At 39.2% G+C, this 21,349-nt stretch carries 23 protein-coding genes; 21 read left to right on the top strand and 2 right to left on the bottom strand.

What is annotated here, in order from left to right; genetic code table 11:
• Positions 1 to 73 precede the first annotated feature (73 nt).
• The 4 genes from tsaE to hfq all read left to right on the top strand — a co-directional run bounded on the left by tsaE (position 74) and on the right by hfq (position 4,074).
• Positions 74 to 550, top strand: a complete 477-nt coding sequence (gene tsaE, locus B9T30_RS08025; RefSeq protein WP_086184514.1) for a tRNA (adenosine(37)-N6)-threonylcarbamoyltransferase complex ATPase subunit type 1 TsaE — start codon at positions 74 to 76, stop codon at positions 548 to 550.
• Positions 543 to 2,501 carry a DNA mismatch repair endonuclease MutL gene (mutL, locus tag B9T30_RS08020; RefSeq protein WP_086184513.1) on the top strand — a complete coding sequence of 653 codons (1,959 nt, stop codon included), beginning with the start codon at positions 543 to 545 and terminating at the stop codon, positions 2,499 to 2,501. Before tsaE ends, mutL begins: the two co-directional genes overlap by 8 nt.
• A gap of 6 nt (positions 2,502 to 2,507) precedes the next feature.
• The gene (gene miaA, locus B9T30_RS08015; RefSeq protein WP_086184512.1) at positions 2,508 to 3,452 is read left to right on the top strand and encodes a tRNA (adenosine(37)-N6)-dimethylallyltransferase MiaA; all 945 of its coding nucleotides are present in this window, start codon (positions 2,508 to 2,510) and stop codon (positions 3,450 to 3,452) included.
• A 91-nt stretch (positions 3,453 to 3,543) separates the two neighbouring features.
• Positions 3,544 to 4,074, top strand: a complete 531-nt coding sequence (gene hfq, locus B9T30_RS08010; RefSeq protein ID WP_086165791.1) for an RNA chaperone Hfq — start codon at positions 3,544 to 3,546, stop codon at positions 4,072 to 4,074.
• A 215-nt stretch (positions 4,075 to 4,289) separates the two neighbouring features.
• Here hfq and B9T30_RS08005 read toward each other — a convergent pair whose 3' ends face one another.
• Together B9T30_RS08005 and B9T30_RS08000 are read right to left on the bottom strand one after the other, a co-directional pair.
• Positions 4,290 to 5,594 carry a peptidylprolyl isomerase gene (locus B9T30_RS08005; RefSeq protein WP_086184511.1) on the bottom strand — a complete coding sequence of 435 codons (1,305 nt, stop codon included), beginning with the start codon at positions 5,592 to 5,594 and terminating at the stop codon, positions 4,290 to 4,292.
• Positions 5,594 to 8,056 (bottom strand): LPS-assembly protein LptD, encoded by a 2,463-nt coding sequence (locus tag B9T30_RS08000; RefSeq protein WP_086184510.1) that lies wholly within the window; start codon positions 8,054 to 8,056, stop codon positions 5,594 to 5,596. Before B9T30_RS08000 ends, B9T30_RS08005 begins: the two co-directional genes overlap by 1 nt.
• Positions 8,057 to 8,176: 120 nt before the next feature.
• Between B9T30_RS08000 and B9T30_RS07995 the strand changes: the two genes are divergently transcribed.
• From B9T30_RS07995 to gspJ, 17 genes are all read left to right on the top strand, one after another.
• Positions 8,177 to 9,190 (top strand): aminoglycoside phosphotransferase family protein, encoded by a 1,014-nt coding sequence (locus B9T30_RS07995; RefSeq protein ID WP_086184509.1) that lies wholly within the window; start codon positions 8,177 to 8,179, stop codon positions 9,188 to 9,190.
• Positions 9,190 to 9,879 (top strand): N-acetylmuramate alpha-1-phosphate uridylyltransferase MurU, encoded by a 690-nt coding sequence (gene murU / locus B9T30_RS07990; RefSeq protein ID WP_086184508.1) that lies wholly within the window; start codon positions 9,190 to 9,192, stop codon positions 9,877 to 9,879. The genes B9T30_RS07995 and murU overlap by 1 nt, the downstream gene beginning before the upstream one ends.
• Positions 9,880 to 9,963: 84 nt before the next feature.
• Positions 9,964 to 10,596: a 16S rRNA (guanine(527)-N(7))-methyltransferase RsmG gene (gene rsmG / locus B9T30_RS07985; protein WP_086184507.1), complete on the top strand. Its 633-nt coding sequence runs from the start codon at positions 9,964 to 9,966 to the stop codon at positions 10,594 to 10,596.
• A 25-nt stretch (positions 10,597 to 10,621) separates the two neighbouring features.
• Entirely contained in the window at positions 10,622 to 11,404 is a 783-nt protein-coding gene (locus B9T30_RS07980; protein WP_086184506.1) for a ParA family protein, read from the top strand.
• The gene (locus B9T30_RS07975; protein ID WP_086165797.1) at positions 11,401 to 12,288 is read left to right on the top strand and encodes a ParB/RepB/Spo0J family partition protein; all 888 of its coding nucleotides are present in this window, start codon (positions 11,401 to 11,403) and stop codon (positions 12,286 to 12,288) included. The genes B9T30_RS07980 and B9T30_RS07975 overlap by 4 nt, the downstream gene beginning before the upstream one ends.
• Before the next feature lie 24 nt (positions 12,289 to 12,312).
• Entirely contained in the window at positions 12,313 to 12,951 is a 639-nt protein-coding gene (locus B9T30_RS07970; protein WP_086184505.1) for a MotA/TolQ/ExbB proton channel family protein, read from the top strand.
• 8 nt (positions 12,952 to 12,959) lie between these two features.
• Positions 12,960 to 13,382 carry an ExbD/TolR family protein gene (locus B9T30_RS07965; RefSeq protein ID WP_004648746.1) on the top strand — a complete coding sequence of 141 codons (423 nt, stop codon included), beginning with the start codon at positions 12,960 to 12,962 and terminating at the stop codon, positions 13,380 to 13,382.
• The gene (gene msbA / locus B9T30_RS07960) at positions 13,382 to 15,109 is read left to right on the top strand and encodes a lipid A export permease/ATP-binding protein MsbA (protein WP_086184504.1); all 1,728 of its coding nucleotides are present in this window, start codon (positions 13,382 to 13,384) and stop codon (positions 15,107 to 15,109) included. The genes B9T30_RS07965 and msbA overlap by 1 nt, the downstream gene beginning before the upstream one ends.
• Before the next feature lie 3 nt (positions 15,110 to 15,112).
• Positions 15,113 to 16,117 carry a tetraacyldisaccharide 4'-kinase gene (lpxK, locus tag B9T30_RS07955; protein ID WP_086184503.1) on the top strand — a complete coding sequence of 335 codons (1,005 nt, stop codon included), beginning with the start codon at positions 15,113 to 15,115 and terminating at the stop codon, positions 16,115 to 16,117.
• A gap of 12 nt (positions 16,118 to 16,129) precedes the next feature.
• Positions 16,130 to 16,891, top strand: a complete 762-nt coding sequence (kdsB, locus tag B9T30_RS07950; RefSeq protein WP_086184502.1) for a 3-deoxy-manno-octulosonate cytidylyltransferase — start codon at positions 16,130 to 16,132, stop codon at positions 16,889 to 16,891.
• 29 nt (positions 16,892 to 16,920) lie between these two features.
• Positions 16,921 to 17,904 carry a DNA polymerase III subunit delta' gene (locus tag B9T30_RS07945; RefSeq protein WP_086184501.1) on the top strand — a complete coding sequence of 328 codons (984 nt, stop codon included), beginning with the start codon at positions 16,921 to 16,923 and terminating at the stop codon, positions 17,902 to 17,904.
• A gap of 17 nt (positions 17,905 to 17,921) precedes the next feature.
• Positions 17,922 to 18,263 carry a PilZ domain-containing protein gene (locus B9T30_RS07940; RefSeq protein ID WP_086184500.1) on the top strand — a complete coding sequence of 114 codons (342 nt, stop codon included), beginning with the start codon at positions 17,922 to 17,924 and terminating at the stop codon, positions 18,261 to 18,263.
• Between the two features lie 27 nt (positions 18,264 to 18,290).
• Complete coding sequence (locus B9T30_RS07935; protein ID WP_086184499.1) at positions 18,291 to 19,064, top strand: TatD family hydrolase; 774 nt, start codon at positions 18,291 to 18,293, stop codon at positions 19,062 to 19,064.
• A 45-nt stretch (positions 19,065 to 19,109) separates the two neighbouring features.
• Entirely contained in the window at positions 19,110 to 19,727 is a 618-nt protein-coding gene (locus B9T30_RS07930; protein ID WP_004648754.1) for a TetR/AcrR family transcriptional regulator, read from the top strand.
• A gap of 9 nt (positions 19,728 to 19,736) precedes the next feature.
• A complete protein-coding gene (locus tag B9T30_RS07925) occupies positions 19,737 to 20,297 on the top strand; it encodes a prepilin-type N-terminal cleavage/methylation domain-containing protein (RefSeq protein WP_086184498.1) in 561 nt (186 codons plus the stop codon).
• Entirely contained in the window at positions 20,287 to 20,700 is a 414-nt protein-coding gene (gspI, locus tag B9T30_RS07920) for a type II secretion system minor pseudopilin GspI (RefSeq protein ID WP_086184497.1), read from the top strand. The genes B9T30_RS07925 and gspI overlap by 11 nt, the downstream gene beginning before the upstream one ends.
• The gene (gspJ, locus tag B9T30_RS07915; protein WP_086184496.1) at positions 20,697 to 21,335 is read left to right on the top strand and encodes a type II secretion system minor pseudopilin GspJ; all 639 of its coding nucleotides are present in this window, start codon (positions 20,697 to 20,699) and stop codon (positions 21,333 to 21,335) included. Before gspI ends, gspJ begins: the two co-directional genes overlap by 4 nt.
• The last annotated feature ends 14 nt before the right edge of the window (positions 21,336 to 21,349 follow it).

The raw sequence follows: 21,349 nt of genomic DNA, 5'->3' as shown, positions 1-21,349 counted from the left end.
AGAAGTGCGAGCATGGGCAATAAAGTAGTGCGATGCTATCATAATTGTTCTTTTGAGTTTTGTCGTGAGTAATATGCAGTATTCATTTAATTTTAACCTAAACAATGAAGACGATACCCAAAATTTGGCACAGGTTTTGGCGCAGCATTTTACCACGGGTGTAGTTTATTTAATTGGTGATTTGGGTGCAGGGAAGACCACGCTGACCCGTTATTTTTTGCAAAGTTTAGGGCATAAAGGTGCGGTTAAAAGCCCGACTTATACCTTGGTTGAACCTTATACAATTCAAGCGAAAGATATTTTTCATTTTGATTTATATCGCTTAAATGATCCTTATGAACTTGAACTGATGGGAATTCGTGATTATTTAGAAACACCTGATGCCCTATTTTTATTTGAGTGGCCATCCAAAGGTGGTGATGAAATTCCACAACCTGATTTAATTATTAATATTGAAAAATCTGAAGATGAGTTGACGCGTACAGCCCATTTAAGTTTTTCATCAGCAGTCCTCAAACAAGCATTAGAGAGTCAATTGAACAATGCGTGATGATTTAAGCGAACGTCGTATTCATACCCTTAACCCTGCATTGGCCAATCAAATTGCCGCAGGTGAGGTGATTGAGCGTCCTGCATCAGTGGTGAAAGAGTTATTAGAAAACTCGATTGATGCGGGTGCGACAGAACTAATTATTCGTGTTGAGCAAGGTGGTAGTACCTTAATTGAAATTATTGACAATGGTCGGGGTGTACATCCTGAGGATTTAGCCTTAGCGGTTATGCGGCATGCCACCAGTAAAATTCAAACTGCGGATGATTTACAAGCCATTATGAGCTTGGGTTTTCGTGGTGAGGCATTGGCTTCCATTGCTGCTGTTTCACGTTTAACTTTAACCAGCAGTCAAAATAATGACGGTATTGGTTATCAAGTTGAAGTGAATGGTACGGCTTTTGATCATCAAGACATTCAAGCTGTAGCGACTAGGCAGGGAACGCACATTCGTGTGCAAGACCTTTTTTTTAATGTCCCTGCTCGGCGTAAATTTTTAAAAAAGCAGGGCACTGAGTTTGGACATATTGAAGAAATCGTGCGTCGTTTAGCACTGACACATTTTAATATGCGCTTTGTGCTCGAACATAACAATAATATTCGTTTGAATTTACCCATTGCAGATAGTGGTGAATTACGTTTCCAACGTGTTCAGCAACTATTAGGTCGAGCATTTACCGAAAATGCCTATTGGATTGATGCCGATAGCATCAGTATGCGTTTATCTGGATGGTTAGGTCATCCATCCGATGCACGTGGGCAAGCGGATTTACAGTATGTCTATGTCAATGGGCGGATTGTGAAAGATAAAACCATTTCCCATGCGCTACGCATGGCTTACGATGGTATTTTGCATGGACATCAACATGCTGCATATTTACTTTTTTTAGAAGTCGATCCTGAAAATATTGATGTTAATGTACACCCGACAAAACATGAAATCCGCTTTTTAAATCAACGTGAAGTACATGAATTTGTCCGTCATTATGCCAAAGAGACACTGGCTCAATTTCAAACGGCAAGTATTGATTTAGCGCAAGCTATGAAAGTACAAGATAATGTTGTTCATGCTCAGGCGCAACATCCGCGTTATCAGGAACAGTTTCAATTGCATCGAACTGCGGAGGCTCAACAGCCTGTGATGTCAGTTGAGTCATCGACTGAGTTATTAACGGATTTTCATGCCAGTAGTCCACAAACGGTGCAATATTCAGCAGCATCTTCACAAAGCAGTTATGTAGGCTCACAGCAGGTCAATAATGCTCTGAAAAGCTATTTATCCCCCTTGCGAGATGGCATAACAGCAAATTCAGCAGATATAGAACTGAACCAGTTTGAGCAAAGTCCAGTCGTAAAGGTGGATGAGCATCCTTTGGGGATTGCAATTGCACAATTGCATGGCATTTATATTCTTGCGCAGAATATTGAAGGCTTAATTATTGTGGATATGCATGCTGCACATGAGCGCATTGTATTGCAACAGATGAAAGCTGCATGGGATAAACCTGAATTTTGGACATCACAGCAATTGCTCATTCCTAAAGTGATTAGCATTAGCCGTATGCAAGCCATGCGGGTTGATGATTTAAAAGATCAGCTTGCGCGCTTAGGTCTTGAAATTGATCAATATGGCGATGAACAGGTGATTGTGCGCGGTGTACCCGCTATTTTACATAAAGCCAATTTTGAATCTTTAGTGCCTGAATTACTTAATGATTTAGATCCGAATGATGAAGCTCAAGGCTTATTACAAAAACGTGATCAAATTTTAGCGGGTATGGCATGTCATGGCGCAGTCCGTGCCCATCGAATACTCAGCCTTTCAGAAATGAATGCTTTGCTACGTCAAATGGAACAAACTGAATTTGCCAGCCAATGTAATCATGGTCGTCCAACTTGGCGTGCATTTCCACTTTCACAGTTAGATAAACTTTTTGCTCGAGGAGAGTAGTTGTACATGTCAAATCAATTGCCGGTCATCAATTTAATGGGGCCAACTGCAAGTGGTAAAACCGCTTTGGCATGTGAACTGTATGAGCAAGGTCATTTTGAGCTTATATCCGTTGATTCAGCGCTTGTTTATCAAGATATGGACATTGGTACAGCAAAGCCGACGAAAGAAGAACAGGCGCGCTATCCACATCATTTGATCGATATTATTAGCCCGTTGGAAGTTTATTCAGCAGCACAGTTTGTAGAAGATGCTTGTGTGTTGATTGACGACATGCATGCACGTGGAAAAACCCCGATTTTAGTCGGAGGAACGATGCTGTATTTCAAGGCGTTGTTAGAGGGATTGTCGAGTAATTTACCGAGTGCAGATTATGCTGTCCGCGCTGAAATTGAAGCTCAAGCGGAGCAACAGGGCTGGGAGGCGGTTTATGCTGAATTATGTAGCGTAGATGCATTGGCAGGTGAGCGATTTAAGATCAGTGATAAACAGCGAATTATCCGTGCTTTAGAGGTTTTTAAACTCACTGGGCAGCCGATTACAAAACTACAAGCTGAACAACCAAAAAATGTACCATATCGCTACACTTTTCATAATCATGCTTTACTGCCGGATCGTGTAGAATTGCATAAACGTATTGAAAAACGTCTTAAAACTATGTGGGATATCGGATTTTTACATGAGGTGGAAATACTGATTGGAAAATACGATTTGAATGGTGATTTGCCCTCAATGCGTTCCGTCGGTTATCGTCAAGCTATAGAATTTATACAAAAAAGTGACCAAAGTAATGAAAAACGACAAGAAATGGAGGATAAATCTTTATTTGCAACACGACAACTTGCCAAACGTCAATATACTTGGTTAAGATCTTTGCAAGAGTCGCATAATTTTAAAACATATTTGACGATAAAGCAGGCTCAAGAAGACTTGCGAAACTGTTACGGATAAAGCAAAATTTAGTAACTATCTTTTTTATAATTTTTAATTGAAAAATAGAGATAGTTTTTGCGCTGATTTTTAAATTTTTTGGAGTTATAACATGTCTAAAGGTCAAACTTTACAAGATCCGTTCTTGAATTCTCTCCGTAAGGAACGTATCCCTGTTTCTATCTTCCTTGTGAACGGTATTAAATTACAAGGTCATATTGAATCTTTTGACCAATATGTAGTTTTATTAAAAAATACTGTAAGCCAAATGGTTTACAAACATGCAATTTCTACTGTTGTTCCTGCACGTAATCCACGTCCTGCTGGTGCTCCTGCTGGTGCTCAAGGCGCTGGTGGCTTCGGTGGTGCTCAACCTGGTCAAGGCGGCTTCGGCGGTCAAGCTGGTGGCTTCGGTGGTCAAACTGGCGGCTTTGGCGGTCAAGGTGGCTTTGGCGGTCAAGGTGGCTTCGGTGGTCAAGGTGGCTTCGGTGGTCAACAAGGCGGCTTCGGCGGTCAACAAGGTGGCTTCGGTGGTCAAGGCGGCTTCGGCGGTCAGCAAGGTGGTTTTGGTGGTCAGTCAAATACTGGTTTTGACGGTGAAACTAAATTTGAAGACTCTCAAGAAGACGAAAATAATCGTTAATTGTTGATTCTTAAAAACCTCTCCTCGTGAGAGGTTTTTTTATGAAAAATTTATATTTTTTATATTAGTAAATAGATGTAATGGTTTTTAAACAAGATTTAAACTAGCTATCAAGCTCAGTTGAAATAGCCAATCATAAAATAGATTTATCATGAATAAAAAAACCAGCTGCTAATAGCAACTGGTTTTTTTTATTCATGATAAATAAGTTGAGATTATTTATTTTTTTTACGATCAAGATTTGGATCTTTTATCTCTACAAAGGCATTGCTGCGAATTTCACGTAACCAACTATCTAATTCTGAATCGAATTGACGTTCACCTAAAATTTGACGAGCCATACGTTCTTGGTATTCGTGGGTCATGTCTTGTTGACGAGTATCTGTTACTTGAAGAACGTGCCAACCAAATTGCGTTTGGAATGGTTCACTGGTTTGACCGACTGGTGTACTTTTCATACGTGCTTCAAATTCAGGAACCATAACGCCAGGACTTACCCAGCCTAAGCTACCACTATCACGTGCAGAACCAGGGTCATTGGAGAAGGTCGATGCCAATACTGCAAAATCTTCACCCGCTTTTAAACGGTTGTAAATACTGTTGATTTGCTGTTTTGCATTGTCTGGGCTGACCACTTCTGATGGTTGAATCAAAATATGGCGTGTTTTATATTGAGATACAATTGCTTTTTGCTCTGCACCTTTGCGATCTACCAGTTTTAAAACATGTATACCGTCACGTACAGGAATTAAATCAGTTGTTTGACCCACTTCTAGGGGGGTGACACGTGCTGCAAGTTCGCTCGGGATTTCAGACAGATTACGAAAGCCCATATCAGCACTTTCAACTTTCACGCCATTGGCTGTAAATTTTTTATCAATTGCGGCAACATCATTGCTATCTTTTAATGCAGCTTTAACTTGTTCTGCAACCTTTTCGATATTTTTTTCACCCGAAATACGTACATGTAATACATGGACTTGATTGCCTAATGCTGCTTGACCTTGTGGGGTTTTTAAGAAGTTTTCAACGTCTTGGTCACTAATTTTAATTCGTGACATCACCATTTGCTGGCGTAAACGATTAATGGCTAAATCTTCTGCAATGCGATTGCGCAGAGACTCATAAGTAGAAGGTGCAATGGCATCTAATTTTTGTTGAAAAGCTTCTAGACTTTGGCTTCCAGATTGGTTTGCAACTTTCATGACAGCTTCATTTAAGCTTTTTTCATCTGGTTTGATGTTGTAACGTTTAACTTGTTCAAGTTGCGCTTGGCGAATAATCAGTTGATCAAGTGCTTGTTGTTGCAAATACTGCTCTGGTGGAACTGGTTTTTTTTGCGCTTCAAGTTGATGCTTGATTTCTGCAATATTTTGTTCTAAATCACTTTTTAGAATGACACTGTTATCTACTACAGCAACAACCTCATTTTTTGATTGTGCGAAAGTAGTCATTGATGAAGATAAGGCTAAAGCAAGCGCAGTCGCTTTAAAAAAATGTTTTAACTGGATTGTCTTCATTAACGTTGTGTCCAAGATTGATTAATATTATTGAAACCTAGAATACGATTCTCTAGTAATGATGAAAGCTTGTTATTGAAACCACCTAAGCCTTTGAGGCTAATTTCAGCCATGATGGCACGTTTAGCATTCACACCATCTTCATTTACATTGTCTAGGTCGTTGTAGTAAGAACGTCCATACACTGAAACTCCCCAACAACACGACTCATAATTGACACCGAGTAAATATTCACGTGCTACGTTATTTTCGATATCGTATTGGGCATGGCCCATAATGCGCCAGTTATTTGATATTGGCTGAATGAAAGATGCCACCACTTGATCATATTGATCTTGTCGGTTTGGAATATCTTTACGATAGAAGTAACCCACATTATAAAGATTGCCTTTATCGCCAGTGTAATAGAGCTGTAAATCACGTTGGGCATTGTCACCATTCGACATCCAAGCCGAGTTTGCACCAATGCTAAGTTTTTGTGAAAGTTGGCTAGATATACTTAAAACAGGGCCTGTATGGTGTTCAGTATCAAACTCATCTGCAACATTATCTAAACTAACTCGACGATCTTCAAAATAATAACTTTGACCGATGCTGGTTTTTAATCGCTCTAAGCCAATTTCATCGAATAGGCTGTAGCTTAGACCAAGCGTTAAGAAGTTATTGTCTTCTAAGCGGTCATGTCCATAGAAACGGCGTGCACTAAATAATTGATCATAATTAATAGAAGCGGTTGCTGAGTCAAAGTTCGGATGACCTTCTTGGTTTCTGTACGGTGCATAAGCATAAAATGCGCGTGGAGTAAGGGTTTGTAAGTACTTACCATCTTTTTCAAAGGTTAAACCAGCATCTAAAGTAAATTGTGGCACCGTCACAGATTGACTTTCATTGGATGAGTTGGTGTCTTGATTAAGTGCATCAATGGTATTTTGATCGTAAAAAGTATTTACATTACGAAGGGATACTTCAGGAATAATAAATGACCAAGGATTGCGGTAATTATAGCGAACAGCAAAATCATTATAGATACGAGTACCACTTGGTTCGAAGGTTGTACCCGTTCCATTGGTGAAGTTGCTGATCTCTTTTTTGAAGTAAGCGGTATCGTGATTAAACTCGTATTGTAAACCCAGTGGATTTCCCGTTTTATAATTTAATAGGAACTGTGGTAAACGTGCGTAAGGACGGTCTTCATCAGAAACGGTTTTGTCCAAGGTTTGAAAGTTTTCAACCTTTAACTGGGCTTTTAAGCCAGGAATACCATTTTTATAGTTAAGTTCCCATGCACGACGTAAATTTAAGTCAGTTTTAGAGTTTGGATTATTATTTAAATCAGTGAAATAATCTTTATCTGATGCGTAGTTATAATCTAGGTTGGTAGAGAACTGCTCATTGATTTGCCAGTTGTGCAGTAAATGTAAATCTTTACGGTCTTGGTCGTCATACTTCTCATCAGAAGCTAAATAACCACCCCAAATCATACCTGAGCCGAAATTTTCGGTTAAGTAACGGAATTCACCTTCAAGCATTGCACCACGATCAGCAATATACCGTGGTGTTACTGTCGCATCGTAATTAGGTGCTAAATTTAAATAAACAGGTACAGCAAGTTCTACACCACCATCATTGGTGAAGCCAAAGCTTGGGCTTAAGATACCCGTAGTGCGGCGGTCATCAATCGGGAAGTTAAAATAGGGAACAGCTAAAACGGGAACATCTTTAACATAAAGCTTGGTTCCGCGAGTTTCTCCGCGCCCTGTTTCTTGATTCAATGTGATTTTGTTGGCTTGGATTTTCCAAGTCGGTGTTTCATCTGGTGGGCATGTGCTGTATGTCGCATTGTTCATCACCACAATGTTTTCAGAGGTGCGGGAAATCTTTTCCGCGCGACCATGCGCATGTTGTTCTTCTGAAATATAGAAGCTGTTATTTAAGTCGCCTTGCTGTGTTTTTAGGTTGTAATTGATTTGATCGCTTTGGGCGAGCAAACCAGCCTGAGCCATTTGAACACGGCCTTCAGCATTGGCAAATGTTTGTGTTTTATCAATGGTAATTTTATCGGCACGAATTTGACGACCATCTTGGTCAATGAGTACATTGCCTTCAAGTACTGAGTCACCATTTGGATCGTAATGACCATAATCGGCAGTAACCACTGAAGTGGCTTCAGCAGCACCTGGCGCTTTCGTTTCAGGGCTAATCGGGGTGATCCAAGCGCCTTGACAATATGCCGAGCTTAAGTGCTGTCCTTGCCGTTGTTGAGCCTCAGGAGTCGACTTGTCAACGTAGTATTGTTCAAAAAACTGTTGTCCAGGATAAGCTTCTTGAATGCTGTCCTTCATTTTTTGATTGTTGACAGTCGAAGCTGGAAGTGTGGACTCAGCATAGCTTGAAATCGAGCTGCCACATAAAAGGGTCAAGATAGCAGTCGCTAAAGGATTAAATTTGAACTGATGCTTCATTTGTCTCATTAACCAAGTATGCTTAATCGCAATTAATTATTCTCGCATCATAGAGAAAAAGTTGATAAGTGGCTACACTTAGTACTTTAAAAACTCAGCCTGTTTTAGAATTTATCGCAAATGAAAACACAACGTGAACAAATCATACATACATGGATTACATCTGTACTTGATTCAGATCAATTTGAAATTAATTTTTTGCCAGGCGATGCAAGCTTCCGTCGTTATGCACGAATCAAGTTGAATAATAAAACATTTATGCTTATGGATGCACCACCAGAAAAAGAAGATTGTGTACCTTTTGTGACGATTGACCAGTTTTTCGATACGCATGGTGTTCGTGTACCGCATATTGTTGCAAAAGATTTACAGCAAGGTTTTTTATTACTTGAAGATTTTGGTGATGTTTTACTCTCAACTTTGCTTAACGATGACACTGTTGATGCCTATTATGCGCAAAGTTTTAAGCAATTGATCGAATTGCAAGCAATTGATGGGGTGAAACAGTTTCCTGAATATTCGTATGAAAAATTGCTCAGTGAAATGCAATTATTGACGGATTGGATGTTGCCATCACTGCACATTGAGCCAAGCAAAGAAGAGCAGGCGTTAATTAAACGAACGTTTGCAATTTTGGCCAATGCTGCATTAGCGCAACCTCAAGTGATCGTTCATCGCGATTTTCATAGTCGTAATTTGATGAAAATTGAAGGTGAAACGGAACTTGGGGTGATTGATTTTCAAGATGCGGTGATTGGTGCGGATACTTACGATTTAATTTCCATTACCCGTGACGCTTATGTGCAGTGGAATGCAGATCAAGTTTATGCATGGTTTAAAGTTTTCTATGATTTGTTGCCTGAAGTTGCAAAACAAGACCGTGATTTTGAACAATTTAAACGTGATGCTGATTTAATGGCAATTCAACGACACATTAAAATTTTAGGTATTTTTGTGCGTTTATTTGAACGTGATGGAAAAACGGGTTACCTCAAAGATTTACCGCGTGTAATGTGGTATTTGCTTGAAGAAAGCAAGCCGTATGCAGAATTACAACCGTTTATGCAGTTTATTCACGCTAAAGTAATGCCGAAATTTGAAGCCAAATACGGTATTTACGAGGTTGCTGCATAATGAAAGCCATGATTTTAGCTGCGGGTCTAGGCAACCGCATGCGTCCACTGACTTTATATAAGCCAAAACCATTACTTGAAGTCGGTGGTAAGCCATTGATTGTATGGCATATCAAAAAACTAAAAGAAATTGGTGTGACTGAAATAGTGATTAATTCTGCATGGTTAGCAGATGTTCTGATTGGCGCTTTGGGTGATGGTTCGCAGTTTGGCGTGCAGATTCGCTGGACACGTGAGGATGAAGGGTTGGAAACAGCTGGTGGTATTATTAATGCCTTGCCCTTGCTTGGGACAGAACCTTTTATACTCGTGAATGGTGATGTCTGGACAACCTTTGATTTTACTTCTTTACTTAAGGTAAAACTTGAAAATGATCTTGCCCATTTGGTCTTTGTGAGTAACCCTGAACAGCATCCGAATGGTGATTTCACCCTTGCAGAAGGGCGAGCTTATACTTTTGATCAAAATCAACAGGGTGAAAATTTAACCTTTAGTGGGGTTTCTGTTATTCACCCTAAAATGTTTGATGGTCTGGAAAATGGCAAACGACCACTTGCACCTTTATTAAAAAATGCCATGTTGGATGGAAAAATTTCAGCAGAAAAAATGCAAGCAGCTTGGGTTGATGTTGGCACACCAGAACGATTAAGTGACCTAGATCTACAGATTCGTCAAGGGATGTACGCTTAAGTGCATAATCACTAAGCGTTAACTACTGTTCCACGGCTTAGAAATCGGTATACTTCAGTTTAATTTTATTGAGATGTCTTCTTTATGCATCCTTTTTTTCAAGACTTAAAGCAAGGTAGTCAAAAGCTTGGCTTAGATTTGAGTGAAGAAGCATTAAATCTATTGCTGAAGTATCAAGATGCCCTTGTGCTGTGGAACAAAGCTTATAATTTAACCGCCATTCGTGATCCTAAAGAAATGTTGGTGAAACATTTACTTGATAGTTTGAGTATTTTAAAAGACTTACCAAAAGGTCGGTTGCTTGACATTGGTACGGGCGGTGGTATGCCAGGCATGATCATTGCTTTATGTCAGCCAGAACGCGAATGTGTTTTACTCGATTCAAATGGCAAAAAAATTCGTTTCTTGAAGCAATTTATTGCTGATTTAAAACTAAAAAATGTAATTGCAGTGCAAACACGTGTTGAAAATGCAGACAGTATCAATGACTTGGGACAATTTGATGTCATCACCAGTCGTGCTTTTGCATCTCTAATCGACTTTGTTGCTGCATCGAAACCTTATATGCATGAGCACAGTGTTATTGCTTCAATGAAAGGCTTAATTCCTGAAGAGGAAGTTGCAGTCATTAAGCAAGAATTCAGCTGTGACATTGTTGCATTAACGGTTCCACGCTTAGATGAACAACGTCATCTACTTTTATTAAAACGTATTTAATTATTTTTGAAGGGTTGGGGTTACCATGGCACAAATTATTGCGATTGCGAACCAAAAAGGTGGTGTAGGCAAAACCACAACCGCAGTAAATTTGGCAGCATCGTTAGCTGTGTTAAAGAAGCGCGTTTTACTTGTGGACATGGATTCACAGGGAAATGCCACGATGGGATCTGGTATCCAAAAAAATGATATTTTATATTCAGTTACGGATGTTTTATTGGGCGAAGTTCCGATTGAAACAGCCATTACCAAAGCTGAAGTGGGTTATAAAGTTTTAGGTGCAAATCGTGATTTGGCTGGTGTGGAACTTGCGATTGCAGAACAAGATGGTCGTGAGTTTATTCTGCGTGAAGCATTAAAAGAAATAGATCATTCTTTTGATTATATTATTGTGGACTGTGCACCTAGTCTGAGCTTAATTACGGTCAATGCTTTAGCTGCGGTACACGGTGTGCTTATTCCAATGCAATGTGAATATTATGCACTAGAAGGTTTAGCTGATTTGACTCAAACCATTGATCGTATTCAACAAGCGCTTAATCCAGATTTGAAAATTATAGGTGTGCTGCGCACCATGTATGATGCGCGAAATGCATTGACGCGTGATGTTTCTGAAGAGCTTGAACAATACTTTGGCAAGAAACTGTATGACACTGTCATTCCACGTAATGTACGCTTAGCTGAAGCCCCTGCACATGGTTTACCGATTATTTTCTTTGAAAAAAGTTCAAAAGGTGCAGTTGCTTACTTAAATTTAGCAGCTGAAATGGTAAAAAAAAGTAAAGTACAAAAAGGAATGACAGCATGACCATAAAAAAACGGGGTTTGGCTAAAGGTCGTGGTTTGGATGCCTTGCTTGGTTCAATCCAAAAAGAAAAACTACAAATGGAAGCTCAGGCTTTAGATCATGGTCAGTTAAAACAAATCAATGTTCATTTGTTGACCCGTGGTGAATATCAACCACGACGTTTTATTCATGAGCACGATCTTCAAGAGCTTGCTGCTTCAATTGAAAAACATGGTGTGATGCAGCCGATTGTCATCCGTCCCATCGATGATGAAAAATTTCCTTATGAAATTATTGCTGGTGAACGCCGTTGGCGAGCGGCACAGCTTGCGGGTTTAACCGAAATTCCTGCGATTGTGCGTGATTTAACCGATCAAGTTGCCATTGCTTTGGCATTGATTGAAAATATTCAACGTCAAGATTTGAATCCAATTGATCAAGCGATGGCATTACAGCGCTTTCATGAAGAATTTGGCTTAAGTCATCAAGAAATTGCCGATACAGTCGGCAAAGCACGGACGACCATCAGTAATTTATTGCGTTTACTGTCTTTGGCGGACTCAGTCAAAGACTTTATGCAGCAAGGCTTACTTGATATGGGGCATGCTCGTGCAATCTTAACGTTAAAAGCCAAAGATCAGCTTAAAGTTGCAGAACATGTAATTGAAAAAAGTTTATCTGTACGTCAAACAGAGCAATTGGTGCGTGATTTGAATGCACCTAAACAAGAAAAAGCCAAAACAGACGTTGCACCAGATATTCAACAATTAACACAACGTTTAGCCGAGCGTTTTAGTGCAGATGTAAAAATTGATCATAATAAGCAAGGTAAAGGAAAATTGGTCATTCAATACCATTCTTTGGATGAGTTGGATGGCATTTTAAATATCTGTTTTGCAGAATAATTTTTTATTTTATTGGGGAAATACATGTGGGAATTAGTCAAAGCAGGTGGGTGGTTAATGCTGCCCCTTGTTTTATGCTCGATTTTTACTGTTGCAATTACAATTGAACGCATGATTCGGTTAAAAAAATCAATGATTTTACCAAAAGCATTGTTATTGAGTCAGACTCAAAATGCAGATGCGGTCATGCAGCAATTACAACAAGATGAAGCATTAAAGGGCAGTACCTTGGGGCGTATTTTTACTGCTGGCTATCAAAGTAAAAATCAAAATGAACAATATGCTCGTGCGCAAATGGAAGTCACGGCTTCTCAAGAAATTGGCTATTTGGAAAAAAATATTAATTTCTTAGGTACATTAAGTGCTGTAGCGCCACTTTTAGGTTTGTTGGGTACAGTTTTAGGTATTATTGAATCATTTTTAGTGATCGATTTAGGCACCAATAGTAATCCGACGCTGATGATTCCGGGTATCTCAAAAGCCTTGATTACCACTGCGGCAGGAATGTTTATTGCAATTCCAGCGTTGTTTGCTTATCGTTATTTTCAGCGCTTAGTGCAAGAATATGTTGCAGAACTTGAGCAACAATCGACATTATTTCATGCGGCACTTTTCTATCAAAATTCTACAGTTGAAGAACAAGATCTTAGAAAAGCAGGTTAGGGTGAAAAATGAAATTCAAACGCACACAAGTTGAAGATATTCACATTAATCTGACACCCATGATTGACTGCTTATTGTTTATCTTGGTTTTTTTATTGTTATCAACCACATTTAACCAATTTAGTCGTATGAATTTAACTTTGCCCGATGCGCAAGGTGTTCCGCCTAAACAATATGAACATAAAATTGAAGTGGTTGTTGATGCTTCAGGGCATTATTCAATTAATGGACAATCGATTGCGAGTAAAGATGTTGTTGATTTAAATACTGCAATTAAACAGATTTCTAATGAACGTCGTGATTTAATGTTTGTGATTGCTGCCGATGCTAAAGCCACACATCAAGATGTGATTCGTGTGATGGATGTTGCGGGTCAGCTTGGGTTTGTTAATATCAATATCAGTACTAAAGTTCCGTCTAGAGGTTATTAGTGAAGCAAGATTTTAAAGTCTATCTACGTCTTTTGGGCTATTTAAAGCCTTTTTGGGGTATAGCGATATTAGTTTTTATCGGTTTTGCAATTAGCGCAGCAACAGAAGTATCTATTGCAAAATTATTAGAAAAAATCATTACCGCAATCCAACATAGAGATCAAGGCTTTACTTCTATATTTCCTTTTTTAGTGGTTTTGTTGATGTTTTTCCGTGGTGTAGGTTCCTTTATCGGGGGCTATTTCACGGCAGTGATCTCTCGGAATTTAGTCTTTAATATCCGTCAGGAAGTTTTTGGTAAATTACTTAGACTTCCATCTCAGTATTATTTAGATAATACCAGTGGTCATATCACCGCTAAAATTATGTACAACGTGGAGCAATTAACGGCTGCTTCATCAGAATCACTAAAAACGATTGTACAACAAGGTTTGATTACCATTGGGTTGTTGGGGTATTTGCTGTATAGCAATTGGCGATTGACCCTTATTATTCTGATTTTTGCTCCGTTGATGGGTTTTCTGGTTCGTAAAGCATCGAAACGTATGCGGATATTGTCCATACAAGTTCAAGACACCATGGGTGATGTCAATCATGTGGTGCAAGAAACAGTTAATGGCAATTTGGTTGTAAAAGGTTTTGGTGGGCAAGAGTATGAACAAACTCGTTTTAAAGATCACTCGCTTGAAAACTTAAAACGTGGTTTGAAAATGGTGGTGGTACAGCAGCTCAATAGCCCTGTTGTACAATTTATTATGTCCATTGCCATGGGTATCATTATTTGGATTGCATTACGACCAGAAATTTTACGTGATACCAGTGCTGGTGAGTTCGTTGCTTACATTACAGCGGCGGGTATGCTAAGCAAACCAATCAAAGCATTAACAGATGTAAATGAAAAATTACAACGTGGTATGGCGGCAGCGCATTCAGTTTTTGAATTACTCGATTTGTCTGAAGAGCAAAATACGGGGACTTTAACACCTGTGCTTAAAGGTAATATTGAATTACAAGATGTGAATTTAACTTATGCAGATGGTCATCAAGCGATTCATGATTTTAATTTAAATGTTAAAGCGGGTGAAACGGTTGCTCTGGTTGGGCGTTCAGGTGCGGGTAAAACCTCCTTAGTGAATCTATTGATGCGTTTTCAAGAGGCCAGCACCGGTCATATTTATTTAGATCAGCACGATATTCAAGATATAGATCTGACTAGTTTGCGAACCCAAATTGCGATGGTGAATCAACAAGTGGTGCTGTTTAATCGTACTGTTCGTGACAATATTGCCTATGGACAGCTCGAAGGTGCAACCGATGCAGATGTTATTGCCGCAGCAAAAGCCGCTTATGCACATGACTTTATTATGGCTTTACCGCAAGGCTACGATACACAACTGGGTGCACAAGGTTTGAACTTGTCCGGTGGACAACGTCAGCGTATTGCTATTGCACGTGCCATTTTGAAAAATGCACCAATTTTGATTCTGGATGAAGCCACCAGTGCGTTAGATAATGAATCGGAATACTATATTCAACAGGCTTTTGATGCTGCCATGCAGGATCGCACGACCATCGTGATCGCGCATCGTCTATCGACGATTGAAAATGCTGATCTTATTGTGGTGATGGATAAAGGTAGGATTGTCGAGCAAGGTACGCATGTGGAATTAATTGCCAAGCGTGGTGCTTATCACCAATTGCATCAGCGTAATTTCGAGGAAAATTGATTTATGTCAATTGCACAATTGATTCAAGATGCTTGGAATAAACAAGCGAAGTGGTTAATTGTGCTTAGACCTTTGGCATGGCTTTATCGTGGTGGTTTTTTATTAAATAAAAAACTGTACCAAATGGGCATTAAATCAAGTTATCAAGCAGCTGTACCCGTAATGGTGATTGGAAATATCACCGTGGGGGGGAGTGGTAAAACACCGTTACTGATCCAACTGGTCAGTTATCTACAAAATAAAAATATTCGTGTTGGTGTGATTAGTCGTGGTTATGGTGGAAAAGGGCCTTTCCCAGCCTATGTTGATTTGGAATCTGTGCCAGATGTCGTGGGTGATGAACCTTGTTTGATTGTGCAATCAACTTGTGTTCCTATGGTGGTGGGTTCAAATCGACAACAGAGTATTGAGTATCTATTATCCAAGCATGACTTGGACTTAATTATTAGCGATGATGGTTTGCAACATTTGGCTTTACAGCGTCAAATTGAGTGGATTGTACTGGATCAAAATCGTGGTTTAGGCAATCAAAAATTATTACCTGAAGGCTATTTAAGAGAACCCGTAAGTCGATTAAATACAGGAACTGTGATTGAGCATGCAGCAAGCCCTACATCTGCTTTAAACATGCATTTAGAAGTGGATACACCCTATTTACTCAATGCAATGGAAGCTAAAATTTTTAATCCAGCCAATAATTTCTATGCTGTCGTCGGGATTGGTTTTCCGCAACGCTTTTATAAAACTTTAGATTCTATCGGTATTCATCAATTTCAATGTCATGAATTTCCAGATCATTATGATTATGAAATCACCGATCTTCAATTTGAAGATGCCAATCCAATCATTACCACTGAAAAAGATGCAGTGAAAATTTTGCCTTTATTAAAGCAAAACCCAGATTTTAGACGGGAAATTTGGGTCGTTCCTGTTGAAGCAGTACTTTCACCTCAGTGCTATGAGATTTTACATCAGCAATTACAGCAAGTCGGTATTCAAATTTCTTAAGGTTCATCATTTATGAAGCATATTGTTATTCCTGCACGTTTTGCAAGTTCACGTTTACCAGGTAAGCCATTGTTGGAAATTCATGGTCGTCCAATGATTTTGCGTGTGGTTGATCAAGCAAAAAAAGTCGCGGGTTTTGATGATTTATGTGTGGCTACGGATGATGAGCGTATTGCTGAAGTTTGTCGTGCTGAAGGGATCGATGTTGTGCTGACCCATGCAGATCATCCATCGGGTACAGATCGCTTAAGTGAGGTTGCGCGTATTAAAGGTTGGGCAAGTGAAGATATTGTGGTTAATGTGCAGGGCGATGAGCCTTTGCTTCCAGCACAATTGGTGCAGCAAGTTGCACAATTATTGCAATCACAGCCTGAATCTTCCATGTCAACGTTGTGTGAACCAATTCATAGCCTAGAAGAATTTAAGCGTGACAGTATTGTGAAAGTGGTGATGTCTAAATACAACCAAGCTTTGTATTTTAGTCGTGCGACCATTCCTTATGATCGTGATGGTGCTCAGAAAGAGGTTCAATCACTGCATCCACAAGCATATCGCCACTTAGGTTTATATGCTTATCGCGTCAATTTGCTACAAGAATATGTGTCTTGGGACATGGGGGTATTGGAACAGCTTGAAAGCTTGGAACAATTGCGTGTACTTGAAAATGGTCATCGTATTGCGATTGCAGTTGCAGAAGCAAACTTGCCACCAGGTGTTGATACACAAGCCGATTTAGACCGTCTGAACGAAATGGATGTATCTTGCTTTGAGTAGAATTTTGGCGCAGGTTGGATTTAAATTTAATGCAGAATAATGTGGTTGCACAAGTTTACCCATGGCAAAAAACGGTTTGGGATACGCTCACTGGGCGCTTCCCAAAACTTGGACATGGCTTGCTTTTTTATGGCAAAAAAGGCTGTGGTAAAGAAGCTTTTGCACAATATTTTTTGGCATGGGTTTTGTGTGCAAATCGACATGAGAGCAATGCTCCCTGTGGTGAATGTAGTAGTTGTCTCTGGTTAAAGTCGGATACTCATCCGAACTATGTATACATCAGCACAGATGAAGAAAATAAAAAGCAAAATGCTAAAATTAAAATTGAAAAAATTCGGGATTTATTGCCTTTTGTGCAACAAACCGTAGATGGTTGGCGTGTCATTGTGATTGAGCCAGCGGAAGCGCTTAATATAGCTTCTGCAAATGCATTGTTAAAAACACTTGAGGAACCGGGTGATCGAATTGTCATTATTTTATTGGCAGATCACTATTTGAAACTTCCTGCGACCATTCGTAGCCGCTTACAGCATTTTGCTTTGGATCGTATGTCTGAAGCGCAAGCAGACGCATATTTGACTGAGTATTTGCCAGATCTAGATCAGACACAAAAACAATTGTTGCTTAATTTGTCCAATCAAATGCCACTGCAAGCAATGCAACTGGCAGAAGCTGAATGGCCAAATAAACGACAAGAGTTTTTAAATGATTGGCAAAAACTCGTGACACAAAAGAATATGCCGATGGCAATTGCGACCAAGTGGAATAAAGCACTTAATTTTAGTGATTTTGTGCAAATGTTTGAATACTTGTTGTCCGATTTAATTTGTGTCAAGCTAAATCAACAAGTCAAAAATCATGATTTGGATTTCACTGTACTATCAGAACAATATTCATTGGAGTTCTTATTTAGTATTTACGCTGACTTGCAACAATCTAAACAATTGATTGAGCAAAATGTACAAAGCAATTTGGTGCTTGATCAATTGTGTATAAAACTAATGAATATTTAAATTTAAAGGGGAATGTGATGCAACCACGTATGGGCGGTATTATTCAAGTGAATATTCCAGATAAAGACACTTTGTACGCCAGTTATATGCCTTATGTTGTAGGTGGTGGTTTATTTGTTCCCACCAAGCAACCAATTAAATTGGGTGAAGAAGTTTTTGTACTGGCAACTTTACCTGAACAATCACAGAAAATCCCTTTAACAGGTAAAGTAATTTGGATTTCACAAAAACAAAATGGAATTAAATTACAAGGGTTTGGTATGCAGCTTTCAGGAGAGAAAGGCATTTATTACAAATCAGAAGTCGAAAAATTGCTTGCAGGTATTAAGTCTGAAGGACGAAGTAGTTACACTATGTAGTTGTTTAAACTCTTTTAGGATTTTACCGTGTTTGTAGATACTCACTGCCATTTAACCTTGCTTGATTTAACGCCTTATGATGGCAATTTAGATTTAGCATTAGCACAGGCGCGTGAAGCAGGTGTATCCAAATTCATGAGTATTTCGGTTGATCTAGATGATCATATCGAGCTTGCTAAAATTGCAGCACGTCATGACGATGTTGGATACAGTGTTGGTGTTCATCCTTGTGAAGACCCTGCGACGATGGCACGTGCAACCACAGATTATTTAATTGAGCTTGCGCAAGCAGAAAAAGTTTGGGCGATTGGTGAAACAGGTCTAGATTATTTTCACAGTACAGACTTTATTGCAGAGCAAAAAGAATGCTTTGCACGGCATATTCATGCTTCTCAGGTGGTGAAAAAACCTGTAGTTGTGCATACTCGTTCTGCAAAGCATGACACGGTTGATGTTATTCGTGCTGAAAAGTCGACCCATGGTATTTTGCATTGTTTTACTGAAGATTGGGAAACTGCCAAAGCCGTGCTTGATTGTGGTTATTATGTGTCATTTTCAGGTATCGTTTCGTTTAAAAATGCCCAAGATTTAAGAGATGTAGCGAAGCAAGTACCACTTGATCGTGTTCTGATTGAAACGGATAGTCCTTATCTTGCGCCGATGCCTTATCGAGGAAAATCTAATGAGCCAAAATACGTTCCCTATGTAGCCAAAGCCTTAAGTGACGTATATGATAAGTCCATTGAGGAAATCGCTTTCATTACTATGCAAAACTTTGAAAACCTCCTCAATTTAAAGTAAATAATTCGAATTGATATAAGCGCATAAGAGAGTTACAGAGTGAAGATGGATCGTCAGGCTCAGTTTCGGGCAAGAGAAGCGTTAATTTTTCAAGTTGCAGAGCAACTATTGTTAGAAAATGGCGAATCAGGAATGACACTTGATGCGTTGGCAGCAGAACTGGATCTTGCCAAAGGGACTCTGTATAAACATTTTCAAAGTAAAGATGAACTCTATATGCTTCTTATTATTCGTAATGAGAACATGTTATTAGAAATGATAAAGGATGCCGAAAAGGCTTTTCCAGAGCATTTAGCATTTTTTATGTTACATCATTTGCACCATCCTGAACGTACAGTATTGTTCCATCAAATTGAAGAACGTCTTTCTACGACAGGTGTTGGTATTCATCTTTTGTTTAGTGAGCTTTATCAGGTACGAAAACAGCGTTTGCGAATTATCTTCCGAATGACTGAAAGTTATTTAGAAAATATTCAAAGTGCGATGTCTGTGCGTGACTATTTGGCTTCAATTTGGGCTTTAACGCATGGTGCGGCAGCAATATTAAATTCTAGCTTCTATCAGCGTTATTTAGGTTCACGCGATACACTTCGTGTTGCCTATATCGATCAGGCTTTGGCGATGCCCAAGAAGCAAATGAGTTCAACGGAACAGTTCGCTTAAAGGTCAGTTATGAAGCACACAAAATCAGCATCAATTCGTGGTTTCACTCTAATAGAATTGATGGTGGTTATTGTGATTATGGCAATTATGACCTCTTTAATTTTAACCAATATTAATGGAGTGGATCAGCGTAAAGCGATGCAAGCACGAGAAGTGTTTATTATGGATTTGCGCAGGATTAACCGAGAAGCCAATGATCAAGCACGCATTTTTGCACTTGATGTTCAAACTGCAACCGATGTATCACCATTTCGTTATGCTGTGATTGAATATTTAGTTCCATCCATTCAAGCTGCACAAACATCTCAATTTTCTAAAAATCAAAAATGGCAAAACTATGCCGAATTTAAACCGCGTGATTTACCTGAGCAGGTTTCTTTCAATGTGCAGTTACTCGATCAGCAATATGAAAATGCCAATAATGATGATTTGCTTAATACCAATGCGCCAAAATTACTGTGGTTAGGCAATGGTGAAGCAAAACCAGTCCGTATCCAATTTTATTTTGAACAACGCCCAATTGGTGAAGAAATTGAGATTGATCATTTAGGTAAAATCAATGAAAGCTAGATATTCAAAGCAGAGCTATCTCACTTATCGCCACTCAGGATTTACATTGCTTGAAGTGATGGTTGCTTTGGCTATTTTTGCTACAGCAGCAATCGCATTGACTAAGGTTGCAATGCAATATACCCAAGCCACGTCTAATGCCATTTTACGCACGAAAGCACAATTTGTGGCGTTAAATGAAGTTGCTGTGATGGAAATTAATCAAGAGTGGTTGCAAGGAACGCAGTCAAAACAGATCACGCAGCAGAGTGAAACTTGGCAAATTGATAAATCTGCACAATCAACCATGAGTCCAAATGTGCAACGCATTGAAGTTCAAGTCAGCTTATTTGATGCTGAAGCAGGCAAAGTAGAATCAGGAATCACGCACTTGGTTTTCTTTAACCATAAGGTTGAATCATGAAAAACCAGCAAAAGAAGAATAAAAAAGGTTTTACTTTGGTTGAGTTGTTGGTTGCGATTGCTATTTTTACCGTGCTTTCGGCATTGGGTTGGAAAGTTTTTGATTACTTGATTAAAGTCAAAGAACGTAATACTGAACATGAGGTTAATTTAGGGCAGCTACAGGAAGCTTACCAGCAATTTTTGCGTGATACCGTTCAAGCCGTGCCGCTGACTGCAAATATAAAGAATGAGATTCAACCTGCCTTGGTTTTGCAAAATGGGCGTTTTAGTTTTAGTAAAACAGGTGTAACCGATCCTTTACAGCAGGGTATTTCACCAGATGAGCGTGTGGAATATCAATACCGTGCGGATGAAAAAAAACTGTATCGCCTAAAATACCGCCATTTAAATAGTACTGGACGTGAACAACCCGAGTCGAGTGTTTTGTTAAGTGAAGTAGATCAGTTTGAAGTAATTGTGTTAAATCCAAATGAAGCAACTTCATGGCCAGATGCGCAAGCTGATTTAATGGATATCACGCAAAAACAACGCTTACCGAAAGGGATTAAAATTAAATTAACAGTCAAAGATGTTGCTTATGAATGGATTTTTAGCCTGTTAAATACAGATTATTTAAAATCCGCAGGACAATAATTAAAACCACCATG

The sequence above is a fragment of the Acinetobacter sp. ANC 4973 genome, from assembly GCF_002135275.1.
Classification (GTDB): Bacteria; Pseudomonadota; Gammaproteobacteria; order Pseudomonadales; family Moraxellaceae; genus Acinetobacter; species Acinetobacter kyonggiensis.
Note: the sequence above shows the minus strand (reverse complement) of the source record. Positions and strands in the feature narration are given on the sequence as shown.

What these genes read in the sequence shown, in the direction of transcription:
- B9T30_RS08005 (WP_086184511.1), bottom strand. Translation starts at nt 5,594, where the DNA reads ATGAAGACAATCCAGTTAAAACATTTTTTTAAAGCGACTGCGCTTGCT.
- B9T30_RS07970 (WP_086184505.1), top strand. Translation starts at nt 12,313, where the DNA reads ATGTGGGAATTAGTCAAAGCAGGTGGGTGGTTAATGCTGCCCCTTGTT.
- mutL (WP_086184513.1), top strand. Translation starts at nt 543, where the DNA reads ATGCGTGATGATTTAAGCGAACGTCGTATTCATACCCTTAACCCTGCA.
- B9T30_RS07925 (WP_086184498.1), top strand. Translation starts at nt 19,737, where the DNA reads ATGAAGCACACAAAATCAGCATCAATTCGTGGTTTCACTCTAATAGAA.
- B9T30_RS07965 (WP_004648746.1), top strand. Translation starts at nt 12,960, where the DNA reads ATGAAATTCAAACGCACACAAGTTGAAGATATTCACATTAATCTGACA.
- lpxK (WP_086184503.1), top strand. Translation starts at nt 15,113, where the DNA reads ATGTCAATTGCACAATTGATTCAAGATGCTTGGAATAAACAAGCGAAG.
- B9T30_RS07945 (WP_086184501.1), top strand. Translation starts at nt 16,921, where the DNA reads ATGCAGAATAATGTGGTTGCACAAGTTTACCCATGGCAAAAAACGGTT.
- miaA (WP_086184512.1), top strand. Translation starts at nt 2,508, where the DNA reads ATGTCAAATCAATTGCCGGTCATCAATTTAATGGGGCCAACTGCAAGT.
- rsmG (WP_086184507.1), top strand. Translation starts at nt 9,964, where the DNA reads ATGCATCCTTTTTTTCAAGACTTAAAGCAAGGTAGTCAAAAGCTTGGC.
- B9T30_RS07995 (WP_086184509.1), top strand. Translation starts at nt 8,177, where the DNA reads ATGAAAACACAACGTGAACAAATCATACATACATGGATTACATCTGTA.
- B9T30_RS07940 (WP_086184500.1), top strand. Translation starts at nt 17,922, where the DNA reads ATGCAACCACGTATGGGCGGTATTATTCAAGTGAATATTCCAGATAAA.
- B9T30_RS07980 (WP_086184506.1), top strand. Translation starts at nt 10,622, where the DNA reads ATGGCACAAATTATTGCGATTGCGAACCAAAAAGGTGGTGTAGGCAAA.
- kdsB (WP_086184502.1), top strand. Translation starts at nt 16,130, where the DNA reads ATGAAGCATATTGTTATTCCTGCACGTTTTGCAAGTTCACGTTTACCA.
- hfq (WP_086165791.1), top strand. Translation starts at nt 3,544, where the DNA reads ATGTCTAAAGGTCAAACTTTACAAGATCCGTTCTTGAATTCTCTCCGT.
- gspI (WP_086184497.1), top strand. Translation starts at nt 20,287, where the DNA reads ATGAAAGCTAGATATTCAAAGCAGAGCTATCTCACTTATCGCCACTCA.
- tsaE (WP_086184514.1), top strand. Translation starts at nt 74, where the DNA reads ATGCAGTATTCATTTAATTTTAACCTAAACAATGAAGACGATACCCAA.
- B9T30_RS07930 (WP_004648754.1), top strand. Translation starts at nt 19,110, where the DNA reads ATGGATCGTCAGGCTCAGTTTCGGGCAAGAGAAGCGTTAATTTTTCAA.
- murU (WP_086184508.1), top strand. Translation starts at nt 9,190, where the DNA reads ATGAAAGCCATGATTTTAGCTGCGGGTCTAGGCAACCGCATGCGTCCA.
- B9T30_RS08000 (WP_086184510.1), bottom strand. Translation starts at nt 8,056, where the DNA reads ATGAAGCATCAGTTCAAATTTAATCCTTTAGCGACTGCTATCTTGACC.
- gspJ (WP_086184496.1), top strand. Translation starts at nt 20,697, where the DNA reads ATGAAAAACCAGCAAAAGAAGAATAAAAAAGGTTTTACTTTGGTTGAG.
- B9T30_RS07975 (WP_086165797.1), top strand. Translation starts at nt 11,401, where the DNA reads ATGACCATAAAAAAACGGGGTTTGGCTAAAGGTCGTGGTTTGGATGCC.